This window comes from Pantoea sp. Taur, from assembly GCF_009830025.1.
Lineage (GTDB): Bacteria > Pseudomonadota > Gammaproteobacteria > Enterobacterales > Enterobacteriaceae > Pantoea > Pantoea communis.
In genome coordinates this window covers 332,449-348,636 of record NZ_SZZZ01000001.1, presented here as the reverse complement: position 1 = coordinate 348,636, position 16,188 = coordinate 332,449, and the positions used below count along the sequence as shown (strand labels likewise).

Annotated in this window: 13 protein-coding genes; 8 read left to right on the top strand and 5 right to left on the bottom strand. The window is 52.8% G+C overall.

What is annotated here, in order from left to right; all coding sequences use genetic code 11:
* The first annotated feature begins 9 nt into the window (after positions 1 to 9).
* The 4 genes from FD744_RS01600 to FD744_RS01585 are packed head-to-tail and all read left to right on the top strand — an operon-like array spanning position 10 to position 3,783.
* Entirely contained in the window at positions 10 to 918 is a 909-nt protein-coding gene (locus FD744_RS01600) for a carbohydrate ABC transporter permease (protein ID WP_160867033.1), read from the top strand.
* The gene (locus FD744_RS01595) at positions 908 to 1,747 is read left to right on the top strand and encodes a carbohydrate ABC transporter permease (RefSeq protein WP_160867032.1); all 840 of its coding nucleotides are present in this window, start codon (positions 908 to 910) and stop codon (positions 1,745 to 1,747) included. The genes FD744_RS01600 and FD744_RS01595 overlap by 11 nt, the downstream gene beginning before the upstream one ends.
* 8 nt (positions 1,748 to 1,755) lie before the next feature.
* Positions 1,756 to 2,697: a carbohydrate kinase family protein gene (locus FD744_RS01590; protein ID WP_160867188.1), complete on the top strand. Its 942-nt coding sequence runs from the start codon at positions 1,756 to 1,758 to the stop codon at positions 2,695 to 2,697.
* A gap of 3 nt (positions 2,698 to 2,700) precedes the next feature.
* Positions 2,701 to 3,783 carry an ABC transporter ATP-binding protein gene (locus tag FD744_RS01585; protein ID WP_160867031.1) on the top strand — a complete coding sequence of 361 codons (1,083 nt, stop codon included), beginning with the start codon at positions 2,701 to 2,703 and terminating at the stop codon, positions 3,781 to 3,783.
* A 189-nt stretch (positions 3,784 to 3,972) separates the two neighbouring features.
* Here FD744_RS01585 and bamA read toward each other — a convergent pair whose 3' ends face one another.
* A complete protein-coding gene (gene bamA, locus FD744_RS01580; RefSeq protein ID WP_160867030.1) occupies positions 3,973 to 6,411 on the bottom strand; it encodes an outer membrane protein assembly factor BamA in 2,439 nt (812 codons plus the stop codon).
* Positions 6,412 to 6,616: 205 nt separating this feature from the next.
* Positions 6,617 to 8,026 (bottom strand): MFS transporter, encoded by a 1,410-nt coding sequence (locus FD744_RS01575; protein ID WP_160867029.1) that lies wholly within the window; start codon positions 8,024 to 8,026, stop codon positions 6,617 to 6,619.
* Positions 8,027 to 8,142: 116 nt separating this feature from the next.
* On the opposite strand from FD744_RS01575, the gene FD744_RS01570 reads away from it, so the two are divergent.
* From FD744_RS01570 to FD744_RS01560, 3 genes are all read left to right on the top strand, one after another.
* Complete coding sequence (locus tag FD744_RS01570) at positions 8,143 to 8,997, top strand: helix-turn-helix transcriptional regulator (RefSeq protein ID WP_160867028.1); 855 nt, start codon at positions 8,143 to 8,145, stop codon at positions 8,995 to 8,997.
* A 244-nt stretch (positions 8,998 to 9,241) separates the two neighbouring features.
* Positions 9,242 to 10,159 (top strand): arginase family protein, encoded by a 918-nt coding sequence (locus FD744_RS01565; RefSeq protein ID WP_160867027.1) that lies wholly within the window; start codon positions 9,242 to 9,244, stop codon positions 10,157 to 10,159.
* Positions 10,160 to 10,562: 403 nt separating this feature from the next.
* Complete coding sequence (locus FD744_RS01560) at positions 10,563 to 11,108, top strand: NADPH-dependent FMN reductase (protein WP_160867026.1); 546 nt, start codon at positions 10,563 to 10,565, stop codon at positions 11,106 to 11,108.
* A gap of 51 nt (positions 11,109 to 11,159) precedes the next feature.
* Here the strand turns inward: FD744_RS01560 and FD744_RS01555 are convergent, their stop codons facing one another.
* Positions 11,160 to 12,050 carry a LysR family transcriptional regulator gene (locus FD744_RS01555; protein WP_160867025.1) on the bottom strand — a complete coding sequence of 297 codons (891 nt, stop codon included), beginning with the start codon at positions 12,048 to 12,050 and terminating at the stop codon, positions 11,160 to 11,162.
* A 156-nt stretch (positions 12,051 to 12,206) separates the two neighbouring features.
* On the opposite strand from FD744_RS01555, the gene pckA reads away from it, so the two are divergent.
* Entirely contained in the window at positions 12,207 to 13,826 is a 1,620-nt protein-coding gene (gene pckA, locus FD744_RS01550; protein WP_160867024.1) for a phosphoenolpyruvate carboxykinase (ATP), read from the top strand.
* A 166-nt stretch (positions 13,827 to 13,992) separates the two neighbouring features.
* Here pckA and FD744_RS01545 read toward each other — a convergent pair whose 3' ends face one another.
* The gene (locus tag FD744_RS01545) at positions 13,993 to 14,712 is read right to left on the bottom strand and encodes a type 1 glutamine amidotransferase (RefSeq protein WP_160867023.1); all 720 of its coding nucleotides are present in this window, start codon (positions 14,710 to 14,712) and stop codon (positions 13,993 to 13,995) included.
* Between the two features lie 34 nt (positions 14,713 to 14,746).
* Entirely contained in the window at positions 14,747 to 16,075 is a 1,329-nt protein-coding gene (gene ptsJ / locus FD744_RS01540; RefSeq protein WP_160867022.1) for a transcriptional regulator PtsJ, read from the bottom strand.
* Positions 16,076 to 16,188: the final 113 nt, after the last annotated feature.

Sequence of the window (16,188 nt, the reverse complement as noted above, 5' to 3'; positions counted from 1 at the left end):
GGGGTTAGCATGCTGAGTTTGCGTCAACGCGAACAACGGCAGGCATGGGTGCTGTTAGCACCCATGTTGCTGGTGATGCTGTTGCTCACCGCCTGGCCGCTGCTGCGCACTATCTGGCTGAGTTTCACCGATGCCGCCTTAATTGGCAGCGGTGAAGCACCAGCCTGGGTCGGTGTGGAGAACTATTTGTTCGCCATCACCGATCCCGATTTCCAAACTTCGCTGTGGCGCACGCTCTACTTCACCGTGGTCTCGGTGGCGTTTGAGGGTGTGATTGGCGTGCTGGTGGCATTGTTACTGAATCAGAAATTTGCCGGACGCAACATTTTGCGCGTGCTGGTGATTCTGCCGTGGGCGCTGCCGACCATCGTCAACGCCATGATGTGGCGCCTCAATTTCAACCCGGATTACGGCAGTATCAATGCTCTGCTGACCCAGCTCGGCATTATCGATGGTTATCGCAGCTGGCTGGGGTCGCCTGATTCGGCGCTCAATGCGGTGATGTTCGCCGACGTCTGGAAGAACTATCCGCTGGTGACGCTGTTGGTATTGGCTGCGCTGCAATCCATTCCTGACGATCTGTTTGAAGCGGCGCGTCTGGATGGCGCATCTGCCTGGCGACGCTTCCGTGCGATTACCTTCCCGGCGATTGTTGGCCCGCTGAGCGTGGCGCTGGTGTTGCGTACCATCGATGCCTTCAAGATTTTCGACATCATCTACGTGATGACGCGCGGTGGTCCGGTTGATAGCACCAAGACCCTAAGTTTCTACGTTTATCAGGAGTCGTTCAGCTATCTGCGCGCGGGCAGCGGTGCCGCCTATGCCATGTTAATGACATTGCTGTGCGCCGTGCTGATCACGCTTTACATGTTGTTATTGTGGCGTCAGCGCCGCAAAGGGAGCGCGTATGAAGGCTAAATTACGCAGCACGGCCAAATATGCCGCCGCGCTGCTGGTGGCGATTTCCGTACTCGCGCCGATGGGCTGGCTGTTTCTGATGAGCGTCAGCGCCACCAGCGATCTCACGCGGGTTCCGCTGGAGTGGTTGCCGCGCCAGTGGGACTTCAGTCGCTACGGCCGATTGATGTCACTGGAACCCGGCCAACCCGGCACGCTGTTCCTGCATGCGTTGGGTAACAGCCTGTTAGTGGCAACCGGGGCGACCATTATCTGTCTGCTGCTGGCCATTCCGGCGGCGTTCAGCTTCTCCCGCTACCGTGGTCGCGATGGCTGGCTGTTTGCCTCGCTCGCCATTTATATGGTGCCGCCAGTGGCGTTTGTGCTGCCGCTCTACTTCCTGCTGCAACAGTTTGATCTGTTGAACACGCGCCCCGGTTTGATCATCGTTTACTGCTCGCTGATCCTGCCGTTTCTGACGTGGATGCTGAAAAACCAGTTCGATGCCTTACCGCAGGATATTGAGCAAGCGGCGCGGCTGGATGGCTTGCGCGTCTGGCAGGTGCTGCTGCGCATTACCCTGCCACTGGCAAAACCAGTGCTGGGTGCAGCGGCGCTGTTTGGCTGGTTGCTGGCGTGGGATGAGTTTTTCTATGCGCTATTGTTCACCAGCAACATTGCGGCACAAACCTTGCCAGTGACGATTGCGGGCTTTACCGCCGGACGCGCCACCGATGATGGTTTGATCGCAGCAGTCGGGATTCTGGCCTCGGTGCCACCGCTGTTTATTGCTATCTGGCTGCAGAAAACACTGGTCAGCGGCCTCGCCAGCGGCGGGAGCAAAGGATGAAGATGAACATGGACTCTACCGCCACGCTGTATGTGGTCGGCAATATTAACGTCGATTTGATTATGGGCACCCTCGACCACTGGCCGCAGCGTGGCACCGAAGTGATGATGAATCACAGCGAATTGCGACCGGGCGGATCGGCGGGCAACTGTGCGTTAGCACTGGAAGCAATGCAGGTGCGCCATCGTGCAGTGGCAAATCAGGGCGATGACGGCTTAAGCGCCTGGCTGGGCAGTTACTTTCCACACAGCGTCGCCTACTGGACGCGCTATCACTGTGAAACCTCACTGACCGTGGGTGTGACGCACTCCGATCACGAGCGATCCTTCCTCAGTAATCTTGGCCATATCGTGCGGCTCACCGCCGAAGATGTGCTGAATCAACTGCCGCTGCGTGCCAATGAAGGCGATATCGTGCTGCTGTGTGGCACCTTCCTGTGCCTGCATCTTTACAACGAATACCCGCTGTTACTGAGTGAGTTGCAGCAACGCGGATTTACCACCGCCGTGGATACCGGTTGGCCGCCGCAGGGTTGGACCGAAGAGGTTCGCCAGCAGATGGCGCCATGGTTGCCGCTGTGTGACTGGCTACTGCTCAATGAAGTCGAAACGCTGGGTCTGATGGACGCGGAGGATCTCAACGTGGCCGCCACCCAACTCGCACAACGACTCAGCGGGCGTGGTGGTTGCGTGGTCAAATGCGGTGCGCAAGGCGCAGGTTGCTGGCAATCACATCAGCACTTCAATCAACCCGCTAAGCCGGTCAAGGTAGTGGATACCATTGGCGCAGGCGACAGTTTTAACGCCGGTTTTCTCACCGCACTGCTGCATCAGCAGAATATCACCACCGCGCTGCAATGGGGCATCGCGGTGGCGTCACTGGCAATCAGTACCCAGCCACGTCGCTATCCCGACTGGCATCAACTGCAACTTTCCGCACAGGAGCGCTAAATCATGGCCAGTGTTGAACTCGTAAAAGTGGCCAAGCGCTACGGCAAACAATCGGTTCTGCATCCGCTCGATCTCACCATTCCCGACGGCAGTTTTACCGTGCTAGTTGGCCCGTCCGGCTGTGGTAAATCCACCTTATTACGTCTGCTGGCGGGGCTGGAGAGCCTGTCGGATGGCGCAATCATGATGGATAAAGTGGCAATCAACGATCGCGATCCCGCCGATCGTGATATCGCCATGGTGTTTCAAAGTTATGCGCTTTATCCGCATCTGACGGTGGCAGATAACCTCGCGTTTCATATGCAGGTGAAGAAAGTGAAGCGCGAAGAGCAGCAGAGCAAAATCGAACGCATCGCCGGCATTCTCGGCATTGATAAACTGCTCGGGCGCTATCCGCGTGCGTTATCCGGTGGGCAGCGCCAGCGTGTGGCGATGGGGCGCGCGATGGTGCGCAATCCGCAGGTGTTCTTGTTTGATGAGCCGTTGTCCAACCTCGATGCACAGCTAAGGATGGAGTTGCGTGCGGAGATCAAATCCCTGCATCAACGCTTCAAAACCACCATGGTGTATGTCACGCACGACCAGGTGGAAGCCATGACCCTGGCCGATCAGATTGTGGTAATGAAAGAAGGTCGCATTGTGCAGCAGGGTGCCCCGCTGGCGATCTACGATCGTCCGGCAGATACCTTCGTGGCGCGTTTTATCGGTTCGCCGCCGATGAACCTGCTACCGGCGCAATTGATTACCCGCGATGGCATTCCGGGTGTGCAGTGCCAGGATTTATGGCAACCGCTACCTCTGCGCTGGCAAGCGGCGGCACGTGAATGTGATGGAGCAAAGGTGACGCTGGGTGTGCGTCCTCACGATTTGCTGGAAGCCGAAACTCGCGCACAAGCTAAGGTGAAAGTGGTCGAAATCACCGGTGAATCCACGTTATTGCATCTCGAATGGCACGGCCATGCGATGCACATGCAGATCGCCGGGCGCCATGCTGCAGTAAGTGGTGATCAGATTCGTATTGGATTCAACGCCGAAAAGATTCATCTGTTTGATGCAGAAAGCGGATTACGCCTGAACGAAGGTTAAATAATATAAAAAAGCCACCCAAATGGGTGGCGAAATATATTGATAGAAAATGCATAACAACGATGGTGGCAGGCACTCATTCCCTAAGCACCGTACCCTGACTATTTTACGCAAACGGCTATTTTATTCTGTTCTCTCTGTTTAAAGATAACGTAAATCTTACTTCTTTCTTTAACAGAGAAATAACCGCTACCAGGTTTTCCCGATATTAAACTGGAACTGCTCAGACTTATCGCCTTCATATTTTTTGATCGGCAAGGCATAGGAGAACACCAGTGGACCAAGCGGCGATTGCCATTGCAGCGCCAGACCGCTGGAAACACGGATTTCACTTGGATCACCATAATCCGGAATGCCTGCCGCGCGCGTTGCCGCGGTATTTTCCCATTTGGTATCCCACACGGTACCGGCATCGACAAAGAATGAAGTACGCAGTGAATCCGCATAGCGATCGCTGACAAACGGTGTTGGAACAATTAATTCCGCGCTCGCTACTGCCATGGCGTTGCCGCCCACTGCGTCATCTGATTTAGATACCGCGCAATTACCGTAGCTGCTTTCACTGCCAGCACAGCTGTAATAAGCCGCTTTTGGACCGATGGTATTGGATGAGAATCCGCGCACGGAGCTGGAGCCGCCGGCGTAGAAGTTGTCGTAGAACGGCACTTCTTTGCCACCGAACCCATCCGCATAGCCCGCTTTGGTGCGGCCCATCAACACCCAGCGATGGTCACTGCTAAGCGGTAAGTATGCGTTGGCACTCAGCGTACTTTTGTAATAGCTGTTGGTCGATCCCGGGATCGTCACTTTGGTGTTGAAACCCGCTGAAACCCCCGAGGTTGGGAAGAAGCCGCGATCTAACGAATTGTAGTTCCAGCCAATGTTCCAGAAGAAGTCATTAGCGACAAACTTCTCATCGCTGGTGGCGTAATCGTCATCATCATCTTCATTAGTGGTGATGACTTTCGGATGGATGCCCTGCGATCCCAGATAGCGCCACATCGAGACCTGTGGTGCCATATTACTGACGCGGTTGTAGCTATAATCCAGTCCTGAACTCAGATTACTGTTTTCGCTGATCGGGAAGCTTAATGTACTGCTGGCACCAAAACTCTTCAGCGTGTATTCAGACAGGTCATTATCTTCGGCGCTGTAATCGTTGTAGAACAGTTTACCGCCAAGACTCACGCCATCCACGGTGAAGTACGGATTGGTGGCAGCAATCTCAACATAGGTTTGATAACTGTTTTTGGTGCCGCTAAAACTCACGGTATTACCGGTACCCATCCAGTTATCCTGGCTGACGCCAAGCTGGTAACTGACGCCGCTGTCGGTGCCGTAACCAAGCCCCACGTTGAAAGTGCCGGTGTTACGCTCTTTCACCTTATACACCACATCGACCTGATCAGGGCTGCCAGGCACACGCTGGGTATCAACATCGACGCTTTCGAAATAGCCGGTACGATTGAGACGGGCCTTACCTTGATCAACCGCATCGCTGGCTAACCACGACCCTTCCATCTGGCGCATTTCGCGACGTAACACAGAATCCTTCGAGGTGTCATTGCCGCTGAACTTCACCTGACGCACGTAGAAACGATGCCCTGCTTCAACATTCACATGCAGTTTAACGGTTTTGTCTGCATCGTTAATTTCAGGCTGAGAACTGACTTGCGGGAAAGCATAGCCGTAGCGACCGAGCAGCGCTTTGATCGCGCCTTCGTTCTCAGTAATTTTGGCACCGCTGTATAAAGCCCCTGGCGGTATATGGGCCAGTTTCTCAATTTCGGCGGAGTGTCCCGCCATATCGCCGTTCAGGATAACATCGGAAATATGGTAAACATCGCCTTCATGAATATTGACTGTCAGATAAATACTTTTCTTATCGGGTGTTAAACTCACTTGCGTTGAATCAATATTAAAACGTGCAAAACCGCGATCGAGATAATAGCTACGCAGTGTTTCTAAATCGCCGGACAGTTTTTGTTTCTGGTATTTCTGATCGGCAATAAAATTCCACCACGGCACATCATCACGCAATTGGAAGTGCGAGATGAGTTCATCTGATGAGAAGGCATGATTGCCGACAATATTGATCTGCTGAATCTTCGCGGATACACCTTCGGTAAACACGAACTTCAGATCGACACGATTGCGTGGCAACGGCGTGACCACAGCTTTGACGCTGGCAGTGTATTTACCCGCGCTGTAGTAGAAATCTTCCAGTCCTTTTTCGATGTCTGATAGCGTGGTGCGATCCAGCGCTTCACCGACTCGCACACCGGTAGCATCGAGATTTTGCTTCAGCTGATCTTCTTTGATCGCCTTGTTGCCGGAGAAGGAAATGCTGGCAATGGCCGGACGTTCTTTCACACGAATGAGCAGCGCGTCGCCATCGCGCAGCACTTGCACATCTTCGAAGTTGCCAGTGGCAAATAGCGCACGAATGGTGTTGCGAATATCGTCATCCGAGACGCGATCGCCCACGCGTACGGGCATACTCAGCATTGCTGCACCCGGTGCGACGCGTTGCAAGCCGTCAAAGTGAATATCCCTGAGGGTGAAATCGTCTGCACCAAAGGCTGTGGTGGTTACCATGAAAAGTAACCCGGTTAACATCTTTTTCATCTGCTATGAGCCTGCCGTTTTTCCATTCAACGCATTTCTGCCGCACCACAAAAAAACGGGCTGAACACGCGGTTCAGCCCGTTAGTTGCGGCGATATGTTCCGGAAAAAAGACCACTGCGCCAAAGGTAAATTCAGCGCAATCAACGGATTTTCGCTTACCTTACAGTAAGCTGAAAAGCCGCTGCAGAAATCACAGCATAAGGATTACCCTTCCGCCGTCACCGGCTGGAAAGTGCGACGGTTCAGACTGGTCAGAATCACCAGCGTCACCATCATTAACAACTCCACGCCCAGGGTGCCGGAGATGGCAGCCAGGTGATTACCATGCATGTTAATCTGAGTGAAAACGCCTCCGAGCAGCATCGGACCCAAACCGAGTGCCGATTGCTGTACGGTGGATAACACCGCACTGCCCGCGCCCGCCTGATGATGCGGTACACCGCTCATGCCAATGCGATAGAAGGTGCTGACGATAAACGACTGACCGAAGCCAATCAGGATGGTGGCGGGCATCAGGGTAAAGACGCCAACATCAGGCCAGGCAAACTGGAAGGTGGCAATCAGGGCGATCAGGCCGACCATCTGGATGCCGCAACCGGTCAGTAGCGTGTTACGTTTTCCAAAGCGTTCCACCATGCGCGTTGAACGCATCGCGCCGATAAAGTAGGCTGCGCCCAGTGCGATAAACGCGTTGCCAGACTGAAATGCGGTTAAACCGATGCCCGACTGCAGCGTCAGCGCCACTGCAAACATAAAGCCGCTCCAGCAGGAGAAGAACAGCACCGCCAGGGTTAAACCAAAACGAACGCTTGGCAGACGCAGCAGCGAAGGGGGCAGCAACGGCGAACCGCCTTCTGCTTCCAGACGCAGCGAACTTTGACGCAGACGGTGCAATAACACCGGGAACAGCACCAGCAGCAGAATGCACGGCCATGACCAGTGCAGCAGCGGACCGAGCGCCAGCGCCAGCATTAAACAGCCAATCGCGCCCGCTAACAGCAAGGTTCCGCTGACATCGACCGGCACGCGCTGATTGTTGTGCGTTTCAGGCACAAAACGTCGCGCGGTAATCAGCACAAACAGGCAAATTGGCAGGTTGATCAGGAACACGCTGCGCCAGCCGTAGCCGCCGATATCCGCTTTGATCAGGAATCCACCTAATACCTGACCAATGATAAACGCCAGTCCGCCAATGCCACCGTAAAGACCGATGGCCCGCGCATGCTCCCTGCCCTTCATGGTGACATGCATAGTGGCGAGGATTTGCGGCACGATGAAAGCTGCGCCGACACCCTGTAGTGCGCGGGCAAACATCAACAGACCGACGCTGTTCGCGATGCCGCATAATAAAGATGCAATACCGAAGATCCATACTCCCGCCAGGAATATCCGACGACGTCCGTAGTTATCTCCCAGGCGTCCGCCCATCGCCAGGCAGATGGCGAAAGCAATGCCGTACACGGCGACAATCAGCGCCAGCTCAATCGATGTGGCGCGCAACGTATGCGCCATGGCATCCAGCGCCACGTTGACAATGGAAAAATCGATCATGGGCAGCAGTTGCCCTGCCAGCAGGACCACCAGTCCCGCGCGTTGAAGTTGCGATGTGTGCATCGGTTTTAACCTTGTTTTTAAGTGCAGTACGGCATAGCATCACCTAACTATTAAACGGGTACCAGTTCTTGTTTATCATGGTATAAATACTACCCGTCTCGTTTGGAGATCTGCTCATGAGCACGGCTACTGCCCCCGTCACGGCTGAACACAACAATCGAAAACTACTTGGCACTTTTTTACGCACGCGTCGTGAAAGTCTCGATCCTAACCGTCTGGGCTTGCCGCATATGCGTCAGCGTCGCACGCCCGGATTACGCCGTGAGGAAGTGGCGCAGTTAGCAGATGTCGGCGTGACCTGGTATACGTGGCTGGAACAGGGACGCGATATCAAAGCCTCGCCGAAAACCCTGACGGCCATTGCCACGGCATTGCAGTGCAACGATGTCGAGACGCAGCATCTGTTTTCCCTTGCCGGACACTCGTTGCCCTCGGTGCGGGTGGCCGCTGCCTGCTGCAAAATCGCGGCACATAATCAGCAGATGCTGGATGCGATTCAGTTACCGGCGATTATCGAAACACCGCGTTTCGATATTCTTGGCTATAACGCCGCCTGGTGTGCATTGATGGGCGTGGATCTTGCGGAGATCGCCGTGGAGGATCGCAACTGCATCTGGCTGGCGTTTAATCATCCCGGCTGGCGCAAAGCGATTAGTGATTGGGAAGACGTGATGCCGCAGATGGTGGCGATGTTTCGTGGACAGATGGGCGAACACCTTGGCGATCCACACTGGGAGAGTTTTCTCGCTCGTTTGCTGAATAGCTCGGATGAATTTGCCCAAACCTGGCAACGCTACGAACTGGGCAAGGTGGAAAATCGGCTGAAGCGTTTTTACCGCGAGGAAGTCGGTGAAATGACGCTGCGTCAGAATAACTGGTGGTCTGCTTCACGCAACGGCGACCGCCTGCTGGTGTATGTACCGGATGATGAGCAGAGTGCGGCGTCACTGCAGAAATTGATGAAGCTGTAAAATTGACCACCTGCGCCGCAATGCTCGACGTCTGGTGATGCAAACGGCTTGAGCGGGCTTCAGGCCGCTGCAGCCGCTTAACCACATCACTATGCCAGGGATTCGACTTTACCAGCGCTTTTCCACAAACCAAGCCACCAGCCATTCTGTCAGGGCACTCTTCCACTGCAACCTGTGTCAGCACCTTTGTTCATCAATAAAGTCAGCTACAGTTAAGCTACTTCGTGCAACCCGAGGCGCATTGATGAAGAAAATCATACTTGTTCCGTCCAACCTTGGCCTTAATCCATTGTACGAAGGGCACATTCCAGGCACATTCCGAGCCCCTGCGATCCTGATGCAGCATGGGCTCAGAAATGTCTTCTCAGACTATGAGATTGTGACGGTTCCTTGCCCTCCCTATAGCCCTGAGGCTGAACCCGATACCGACATCCTAAATGGTCACAAGCTCAGACGGCTTAATTTGCAATTGGCGGACGAAGTCGAAGCATCGCACCGATTGAACCTTAAACCGATTGTTATTGGGGGCGATTGCGCTATTTTGCCGGGTGTCATCTTGGGCAGTCGGCGTCAACTGGGACCGCTGGCACTGGTACATATTGATGGTCATAGCGATTTCCGCCATCCAGGAAACTGGGCACGCCCTTCCGCCGGGCGTCCCGGTGCAGCAGCCGGAATGGATCTGGCGTTGGTCACGGGTCGAGGGGAAGCCTTACTCACTCAATGGCCTGATGTTGAAGGAGCGCTCATTGCCGATCACGCTGTGGTTCAACTGGGTGAGCGTGAATCGCAGCTTAGCGATTACGAATGGCCAGATATTACCGACACTGATATACGGCGTATCACTATATTTGACGCGCTGAAGTTATCAAATCAGCAACTCCTTGACAGGATATTCGAACGGCTGAACCGCTTTCCTGAAATACCCTACTGGATTCATCTCGATCTGGATGTACTGGATAGTGCCGAAATGGCCGCCGTAGACTGTCCCGGCACACCTGGGTTGACTTCACAAAACCTGGTGAGTATCTGCCAGGTGCTGTTCAACTCTACCCGCTGTTGCGGCATTACGGTGACTATTTACGATCCTGATTTAGATCCCGATGGGACCGAAGCTAAACGGGTTGTGCGCATTATTAGTGGGATCACTGGAGAAACTTAAAATTCAAAACGAAGATGCGAATTAATCGTTAACTGCATGAAAATTAAAGATTTAACAGGACATATTAAGTGACATTCAAAAGCATATCACTGACAATAGTTCGAATGTGGGCAACTGTTCAATAAGCCATACGCATCTTAAATCATAGGGTATGCAAGGGACGGCTATTTCCTTGGCCAATTTGTCTCCTTGCTGGAAAAATGCTATTTCACCTTGCTTTCGATGCGGGGAAGATGCCTTCAAGTAAAGTTGAGGTTGAAGCGGCGCTGGTATCGTTGCGTGATGAAACAGATGATGACAGGTATCGACTCTCGTAGAGTAAGTTAAGATTTTAAAGAAATAGGCAGTATTTTCTCATTTAGTGTTCTGGCTTATACAGAATAAATTTCAGAGGCGCAGTTTGATGAGTAATGGAAAGTATGTATTAGGCATTTCAGGCAGTCTTCGTGCTGCATCGTTGAATACGGTTTTTTTACGGGCCATGTCTCTGCTTAGCCCAGTGGGAATCACATTTGAAATATATGACTCGCTGGATAAACTCCCTCTATTTAATGTTGATGATGAAAATACACATAATTCAGCAGTTGAGCACTGGAGAGATGCACTATCCAGGGCGGACATGGTGTTATTAGTCAGCCCGGAATATGCACATGGTGTCACCGGAGTTATAAAAAACGCCCTTGACTGGATTGTTAGCAGTGGCGAATTTCTTGATAAGCCTGTCTCAATGCCTAACCTGTCTGTCAGGGCCCATTTGGCGCACTTTCAACTCACAGAAACATTAAAGGTTATGGGCGCGTTACTGCCAGAAGCATGTTGCCCGAGGGCAACACTTGAAGCACCTTATGTATTTTCCGATGCTACCGAGTTTTCATTAGTTGAAAATGCTGGAATTTGCTTAAGATTAAATGAGTTATGGGAAAATATCGAAATGGTAATGGCACAATAAAAAAATGACTTAAATCTGCTTTTAACATCCTGCTTTCAGTCCATACCACCATCAACCCTCAATATTCCGCCCTTTCACATAGCGCCAGAAGCGTTCCGCCGTGAGATTTAAGCGTGCACCTGAGCGATAAACATAAGCCGAAATCTTCAGCGAAAGGCTGTGATCCATAATCGCCAGCCTTCTCTCCTCCAGCTCACGCTGAATCGAGTAATCCGGCAGCCAGCCAACGGCATCGCCTTTCAGGATCATTCTCTTCAGCAACTCGCTCATCGATGAAACGAAGGTCAGAATGAAGGTGGTATTGGGTATGCGATCAATAACCTGGTTAACCTGACGCCCCATATAACTGTCATTGGCATACTTGACCAGCGGCAGTGTGTCGCCATTAATGGAGAAAATCGGCTTACCGTGCTGGTCACAGGGTGAGACCAGATGCAGAGCAGAATCGAAGATTTTATGGTTGATGAACGGGTAATTCATCAACTCTTCATTATAAAAGGACAGGATAAAATCACTTTTCCCCTCCTTTAGGTTGAATACCGCATCGTTGACGTTAATCGATTCAACAAAGAAAACTTTATCAGGGCTGTCACGGTAATCCGCCAGTATATCGGGCAGCAGCAGGACGGAAAGCGAAGGCGCCGCATCGATACGGATACTTTGCTTTAGCTTATCTTCACCCTTAATTCGGCTGATCTGGAAGTCCATATCGTCGAGCATGTTCCTGGCATAGCCGACAAATATCCTGCCCTGCGGCGTCAACTGTGGCGGGTTCACTTCACGATTAAATACGCTGAAACCCAGGTTCGATTCGAGTGCCTGAATCCTTCTGCTAAACGAGGATTGCGAAATATTTCGTCTCTCTGCCGCAAGCGTAAAGCTGCGGCATTCTTCTAATGCAATCACATCATAGAACCACTTCACTTCGAGGTTACTTAGCACGTCTTTTCTCCAATTGCAGCCCCCAATTCTATGCATTTTTTACATGACAAATGATTTATATGCAATTTCTGCATCAAAAAGCCAGTGCTACTATCCATCCCCTATTCGGGTCGGCCCTAGCCGCCTCGCCAATCATCCAATGAGTCAGGGTATTTTATGAGCGCAATTAAATCTGTCATGCAACATCTCTCAAGCCTTGGCATCAACGATGTCAGCGAGATCATCTACAACCCGAATTACGAATTGCTATTCGAGCATGAAACGTCAGCCGAGCTTAAAGGCCCGGCGCGCGGAATTGTGACGACGTCTGGTGCGGTGACGGTTGATACCGGCGAGTTCACGGGCCGCTCTCCACGCGATAAGTACATCGTTCGCGACGATGTGACGCGAGATACCCTGTGGTGGTCGGATGCTGGCCTGGGGCGCAACGATAACAAACCGATGTCGACTGACGTGTGGGCGCATCTGAAAACGCTGGTCGCCGATCACCTGTCTGCCAAAGCGCTGTATATCGTGGATGCCTGGTGTGGCGCGAGCGCCGATACCCGTTTGGCCGTGCGTTTTGTCACTGAGGTGGCCTGGCAGGCGCACTTTGTCAAAAATATGTTTATCGCCCCGACCGACGAAGAGCTGGCAAGCTTTAACCCGGACTTCACGGTGATTAATGGCGCAGGTTGCGTCAATCCGCAGTGGCAGGAGCAAGGGTTAAACTCGGAGAACTTTGTTGCCTTCAACCTGACAGAGAATATCCAGCTGATTGGCGGGACCTGGTACGGCGGCGAAATGAAAAAAGGGATGTTCTCAGTGATGAACTACCTGCTGCCGCTGAAGGGTATCGCGTCCATGCACTGCTCAGCAAACCGGGGTGAAAAAGACGATGTGGCGCTGTTCTTTGGCCTCTCCGGTACCGGAAAAACCACACTGTCGACCGATCCGCGTCGCCAGCTCATTGGTGATGATGAGCACGGCTGGGATGCAGACGGCGTATTCAATTTTGAAGGCGGCTGCTATGCCAAGACCATCAATCTGAAAGCGGAATCTGAACCGGAAATTTATGGTGCTATCCGCCGTAACGCGTTGCTGGAAAACGTTGTCGTTCGTGAAGATGGCAGCGTGGATTATGCCGATGGTAGCAAAACCGAGAACACACGCGTCTCTTATCCACTGTCGCACATCGAGAATATCGTGCAGCCGGTGTCTCGCGCGGGTCACCCTTCACGCATTATCTTCCTTGCTGCGGACGGATTTGGCGTGCTTCCTCCGGTTTCACGTTTGACGCCAGAGCAGATGCAGTATCACTTCCTGTCAGGTTTCACCTCCAAGCTTGCGGGTACAGAGCGCGGCATTACAGCCCCGACACCGACGTTCTCTGCGTGCTACGGCGCAGCTTTCCTGATGCTGCATCCAACGCAATATGCTGATGTGCTGCAGGAAAAGGTCGCACAGAGCGGTGCTGAGGTGTGGCTGGTGAATACCGGTTGGAACGGTGCGGGTGAGCGTTTGTCGCTGAAAGATACGCGCCAAATCGTCAACGCCATCCTGGAAGGGGAAACCGGTGCATTGCGTGAAGAAACGCTGCCGATCTTTGGTCTCGCCATTCCGCAGGAGATTGCTGGCGTCGATGTGAACACACTCGATCCGCGTAACGGCTGGGCATCCCCGGCAGATTGGCAGGAAGCGGCCGAGAAACTGGCACAGCTGTTTATCAATAACTTCAAACAGTACAGCAACAACGAGGCCGGTGCGCGTATTGCGCAGGCAGGTCCGCAGTTGTAATTTCGCTGACGTTTAGCAGAGTGCCATTCAATGGCACTCCTTCACCGCTAATTAAGTGCTGATATCTGACTGAAATAACGCTGACCCGCGTAAAATCGCCGGGCAGCGTTATTAATTAATAGAGCAGAAAGAATGCCAGACACAGTTAGCCTGACGTACTCAGTGCTTATGCTGATTTAAAACGAGCTTCCAACTTATCTAAAAAGCCAAACAGCACCTGATTCATCTCGCTGTAGTCGTGTGCACGAAGTTCTTCTGGCGTGTTGACGAACCGGTATTCTGCGGCGCGACTCAGATCGTTCTCTGAATGCGCGATCAGCATTTCCACAACCTCTAGCGTCAGTTCCATATGGCACTGGAAACCATAAACGCGATCGGAATAGGCAACGATTTGGCGCGGGCAACCTTCGCTATAAGCAATGATTTTTGCATCCGCCGTCAATCCCGGCATGTCGTTGTGCCAGTGCCCCACTTCCAGCGTGCTGGCAAAGTGAGAGAACATCTCATCCTTGCTACCCTCTTCCGTCAGTGTGATTGGGAATTTACCAATCTCTTTTTCAGGGCTATGTGCGAACGGCGCGCCAAGCGCTTCACCAATCAGTTGTGATCCCAGGCAAATACCGATAACGGCTTTACCGGTTTGAACCGCCGAAGCAATCAACGCCTGTTCACCTTTCGCATCAAAGTGCGGGCATTCAGCTAGTGTGGTGGAGGGATCTTGTGGCCCTCCCATCACAATCAGAAAATCGATACCTTCCGCGTCTGCGGGCAGCTTGTCGCCTGCATAAACGCGCGAGTAAGTCACATCATGGCCGTGATTGTTGGCCCATGTTTCGTAGGCGCCGGGTGCTTCAAAATCTTCATGTACGATGAAATGTACGCGCATTGCAGAGAACTCCATGAGTAATGTAATGGCCTGTTCAGACCTTATTGGTAGCCTGAATCTGACGCTGCTGTGACAGAATCCCGGCCAGGGATTTAGCGATTAACTCTGTTTCCGGTGCATCAATCTCAGAGACGGTGATCCGCAGCCCTGAACTCGTGCTGTCCAGCATGAACCCTTCTCCGCCGCGAACCAGCCAGCCGCGTTGTGCCATTTGCATCACCGTTGCCGCACTGTTGTGCGCTAAAGGAACCCACACGTTTAAGCCGTCGTGATGATCTGAAACACTGACGCCGTGCTGTTTCAACGCGCTGACCAGCAATTCTCGTTGGCCCAAATAGCGCCCGCGTGCGGCCAGAATGGATTGCTGAAAGTCAGGCGAACGCATATGGCCCGCAGCCATATCCTGCAGAATATGGCTGACCCAGTTTGTCCCGGCATTCAGGCGTTGACGCAGACGCTGTGACGTTTCCTCATCGCTTGCAACAAAAGCCATGCGCATATCAGGACCAAGAAACTTCGACAGGGAGCGGATGAGCACCCAGTTACGGGTATTTGCCGGAACAATATGGTGATAATCCTGGGTTGAGAGCAGAGAAAAGTGGTCATCCACAATCACCAGTACCTGCGGATAACTTGCGAGCAAAGTGCGTATCCCCTCTGCCCTGCCAGCGCTCAGGCCAAAGCCGGTTGGATTGTGGGCGCGAGGGGTGATGATCACCGCCTGGGCGCCCGCAGAAAGCTGACGTGACAGCGCCTCAATCTGCATTCCTTCCGTATCCATTGCCACAGGCGCAGCCTGAAGACGGTTGTGTCTCAGCGTGCTGATGCTACTCAGGAAGCAGGGGTCTTCAACCGCCACGCGATCGCCCGCAATCAGGTAACTGGCAAGCACCCTCTCAACCGCATCAACCGCACCGTTGGTCAAATTTAATTCAAAGGGAACATCGAGATCGGGCTGTAGCCATTCGAGACCCGCCGCCTCAAGTTCAGGCCGGATTTCCGGTTCGCCGTACAAACCCGGTGTATTTTGAATATGCGTAACAAGCTGGTTAACAGAGGGAAGAACCGAAGCCGCAGGATTGCCACTGGCGAGATCGCGGATCGCCAGGCCCGGTGCGCTACCTTCGATATCAATCGTCGCGATGGGTTCACGCACAATGGTGCCGTTTCTGCCTCTGGACAGTACAAAACCTGCATCCGTCAGGCGCTTGTAAGCCAGGGCAACCGTGTTGCGATTAATGCCCAACTCACCGGCTAAATCACGCAGTGTAGGCAGCATCGTGCCGGGAACGAGTTCACCGGACTGAATCTTTGCGCGGATCTGATCGAAAATATCACCCGCTGTTTTTCCGTTAATCTTCATTGATCTGGTACAAATAAAAGTTTAGCCTAGGTCAATGTTAATTGACTGCTGAACGCCTGTCTATACGCGATGAAAACATCGGTACAACACGCTGAAAAATAGGGGGATTACAC

Coding starts and splice junctions, on each gene's coding strand:
- bamA (WP_160867030.1), bottom strand. CDS start 6,411: ATGAAAAAGATGTTAACCGGGTTACTTTTCATGGTAACCACCACAGCC.
- FD744_RS01565 (WP_160867027.1), top strand. CDS start 9,242: ATGAAGAAAATCATACTTGTTCCGTCCAACCTTGGCCTTAATCCATTG.
- FD744_RS01545 (WP_160867023.1), bottom strand. CDS start 14,712: ATGCGCGTACATTTCATCGTACATGAAGATTTTGAAGCACCCGGCGCC.
- pckA (WP_160867024.1), top strand. CDS start 12,207: ATGAGCGCAATTAAATCTGTCATGCAACATCTCTCAAGCCTTGGCATC.
- FD744_RS01590 (WP_160867188.1), top strand. CDS start 1,756: ATGGACTCTACCGCCACGCTGTATGTGGTCGGCAATATTAACGTCGAT.
- FD744_RS01595 (WP_160867032.1), top strand. CDS start 908: ATGAAGGCTAAATTACGCAGCACGGCCAAATATGCCGCCGCGCTGCTG.
- FD744_RS01575 (WP_160867029.1), bottom strand. CDS start 8,026: ATGCACACATCGCAACTTCAACGCGCGGGACTGGTGGTCCTGCTGGCA.
- FD744_RS01600 (WP_160867033.1), top strand. CDS start 10: ATGCTGAGTTTGCGTCAACGCGAACAACGGCAGGCATGGGTGCTGTTA.
- FD744_RS01570 (WP_160867028.1), top strand. CDS start 8,143: ATGAGCACGGCTACTGCCCCCGTCACGGCTGAACACAACAATCGAAAA.
- ptsJ (WP_160867022.1), bottom strand. CDS start 16,075: ATGAAGATTAACGGAAAAACAGCGGGTGATATTTTCGATCAGATCCGC.
- FD744_RS01560 (WP_160867026.1), top strand. CDS start 10,563: ATGAGTAATGGAAAGTATGTATTAGGCATTTCAGGCAGTCTTCGTGCT.
- FD744_RS01585 (WP_160867031.1), top strand. CDS start 2,701: ATGGCCAGTGTTGAACTCGTAAAAGTGGCCAAGCGCTACGGCAAACAA.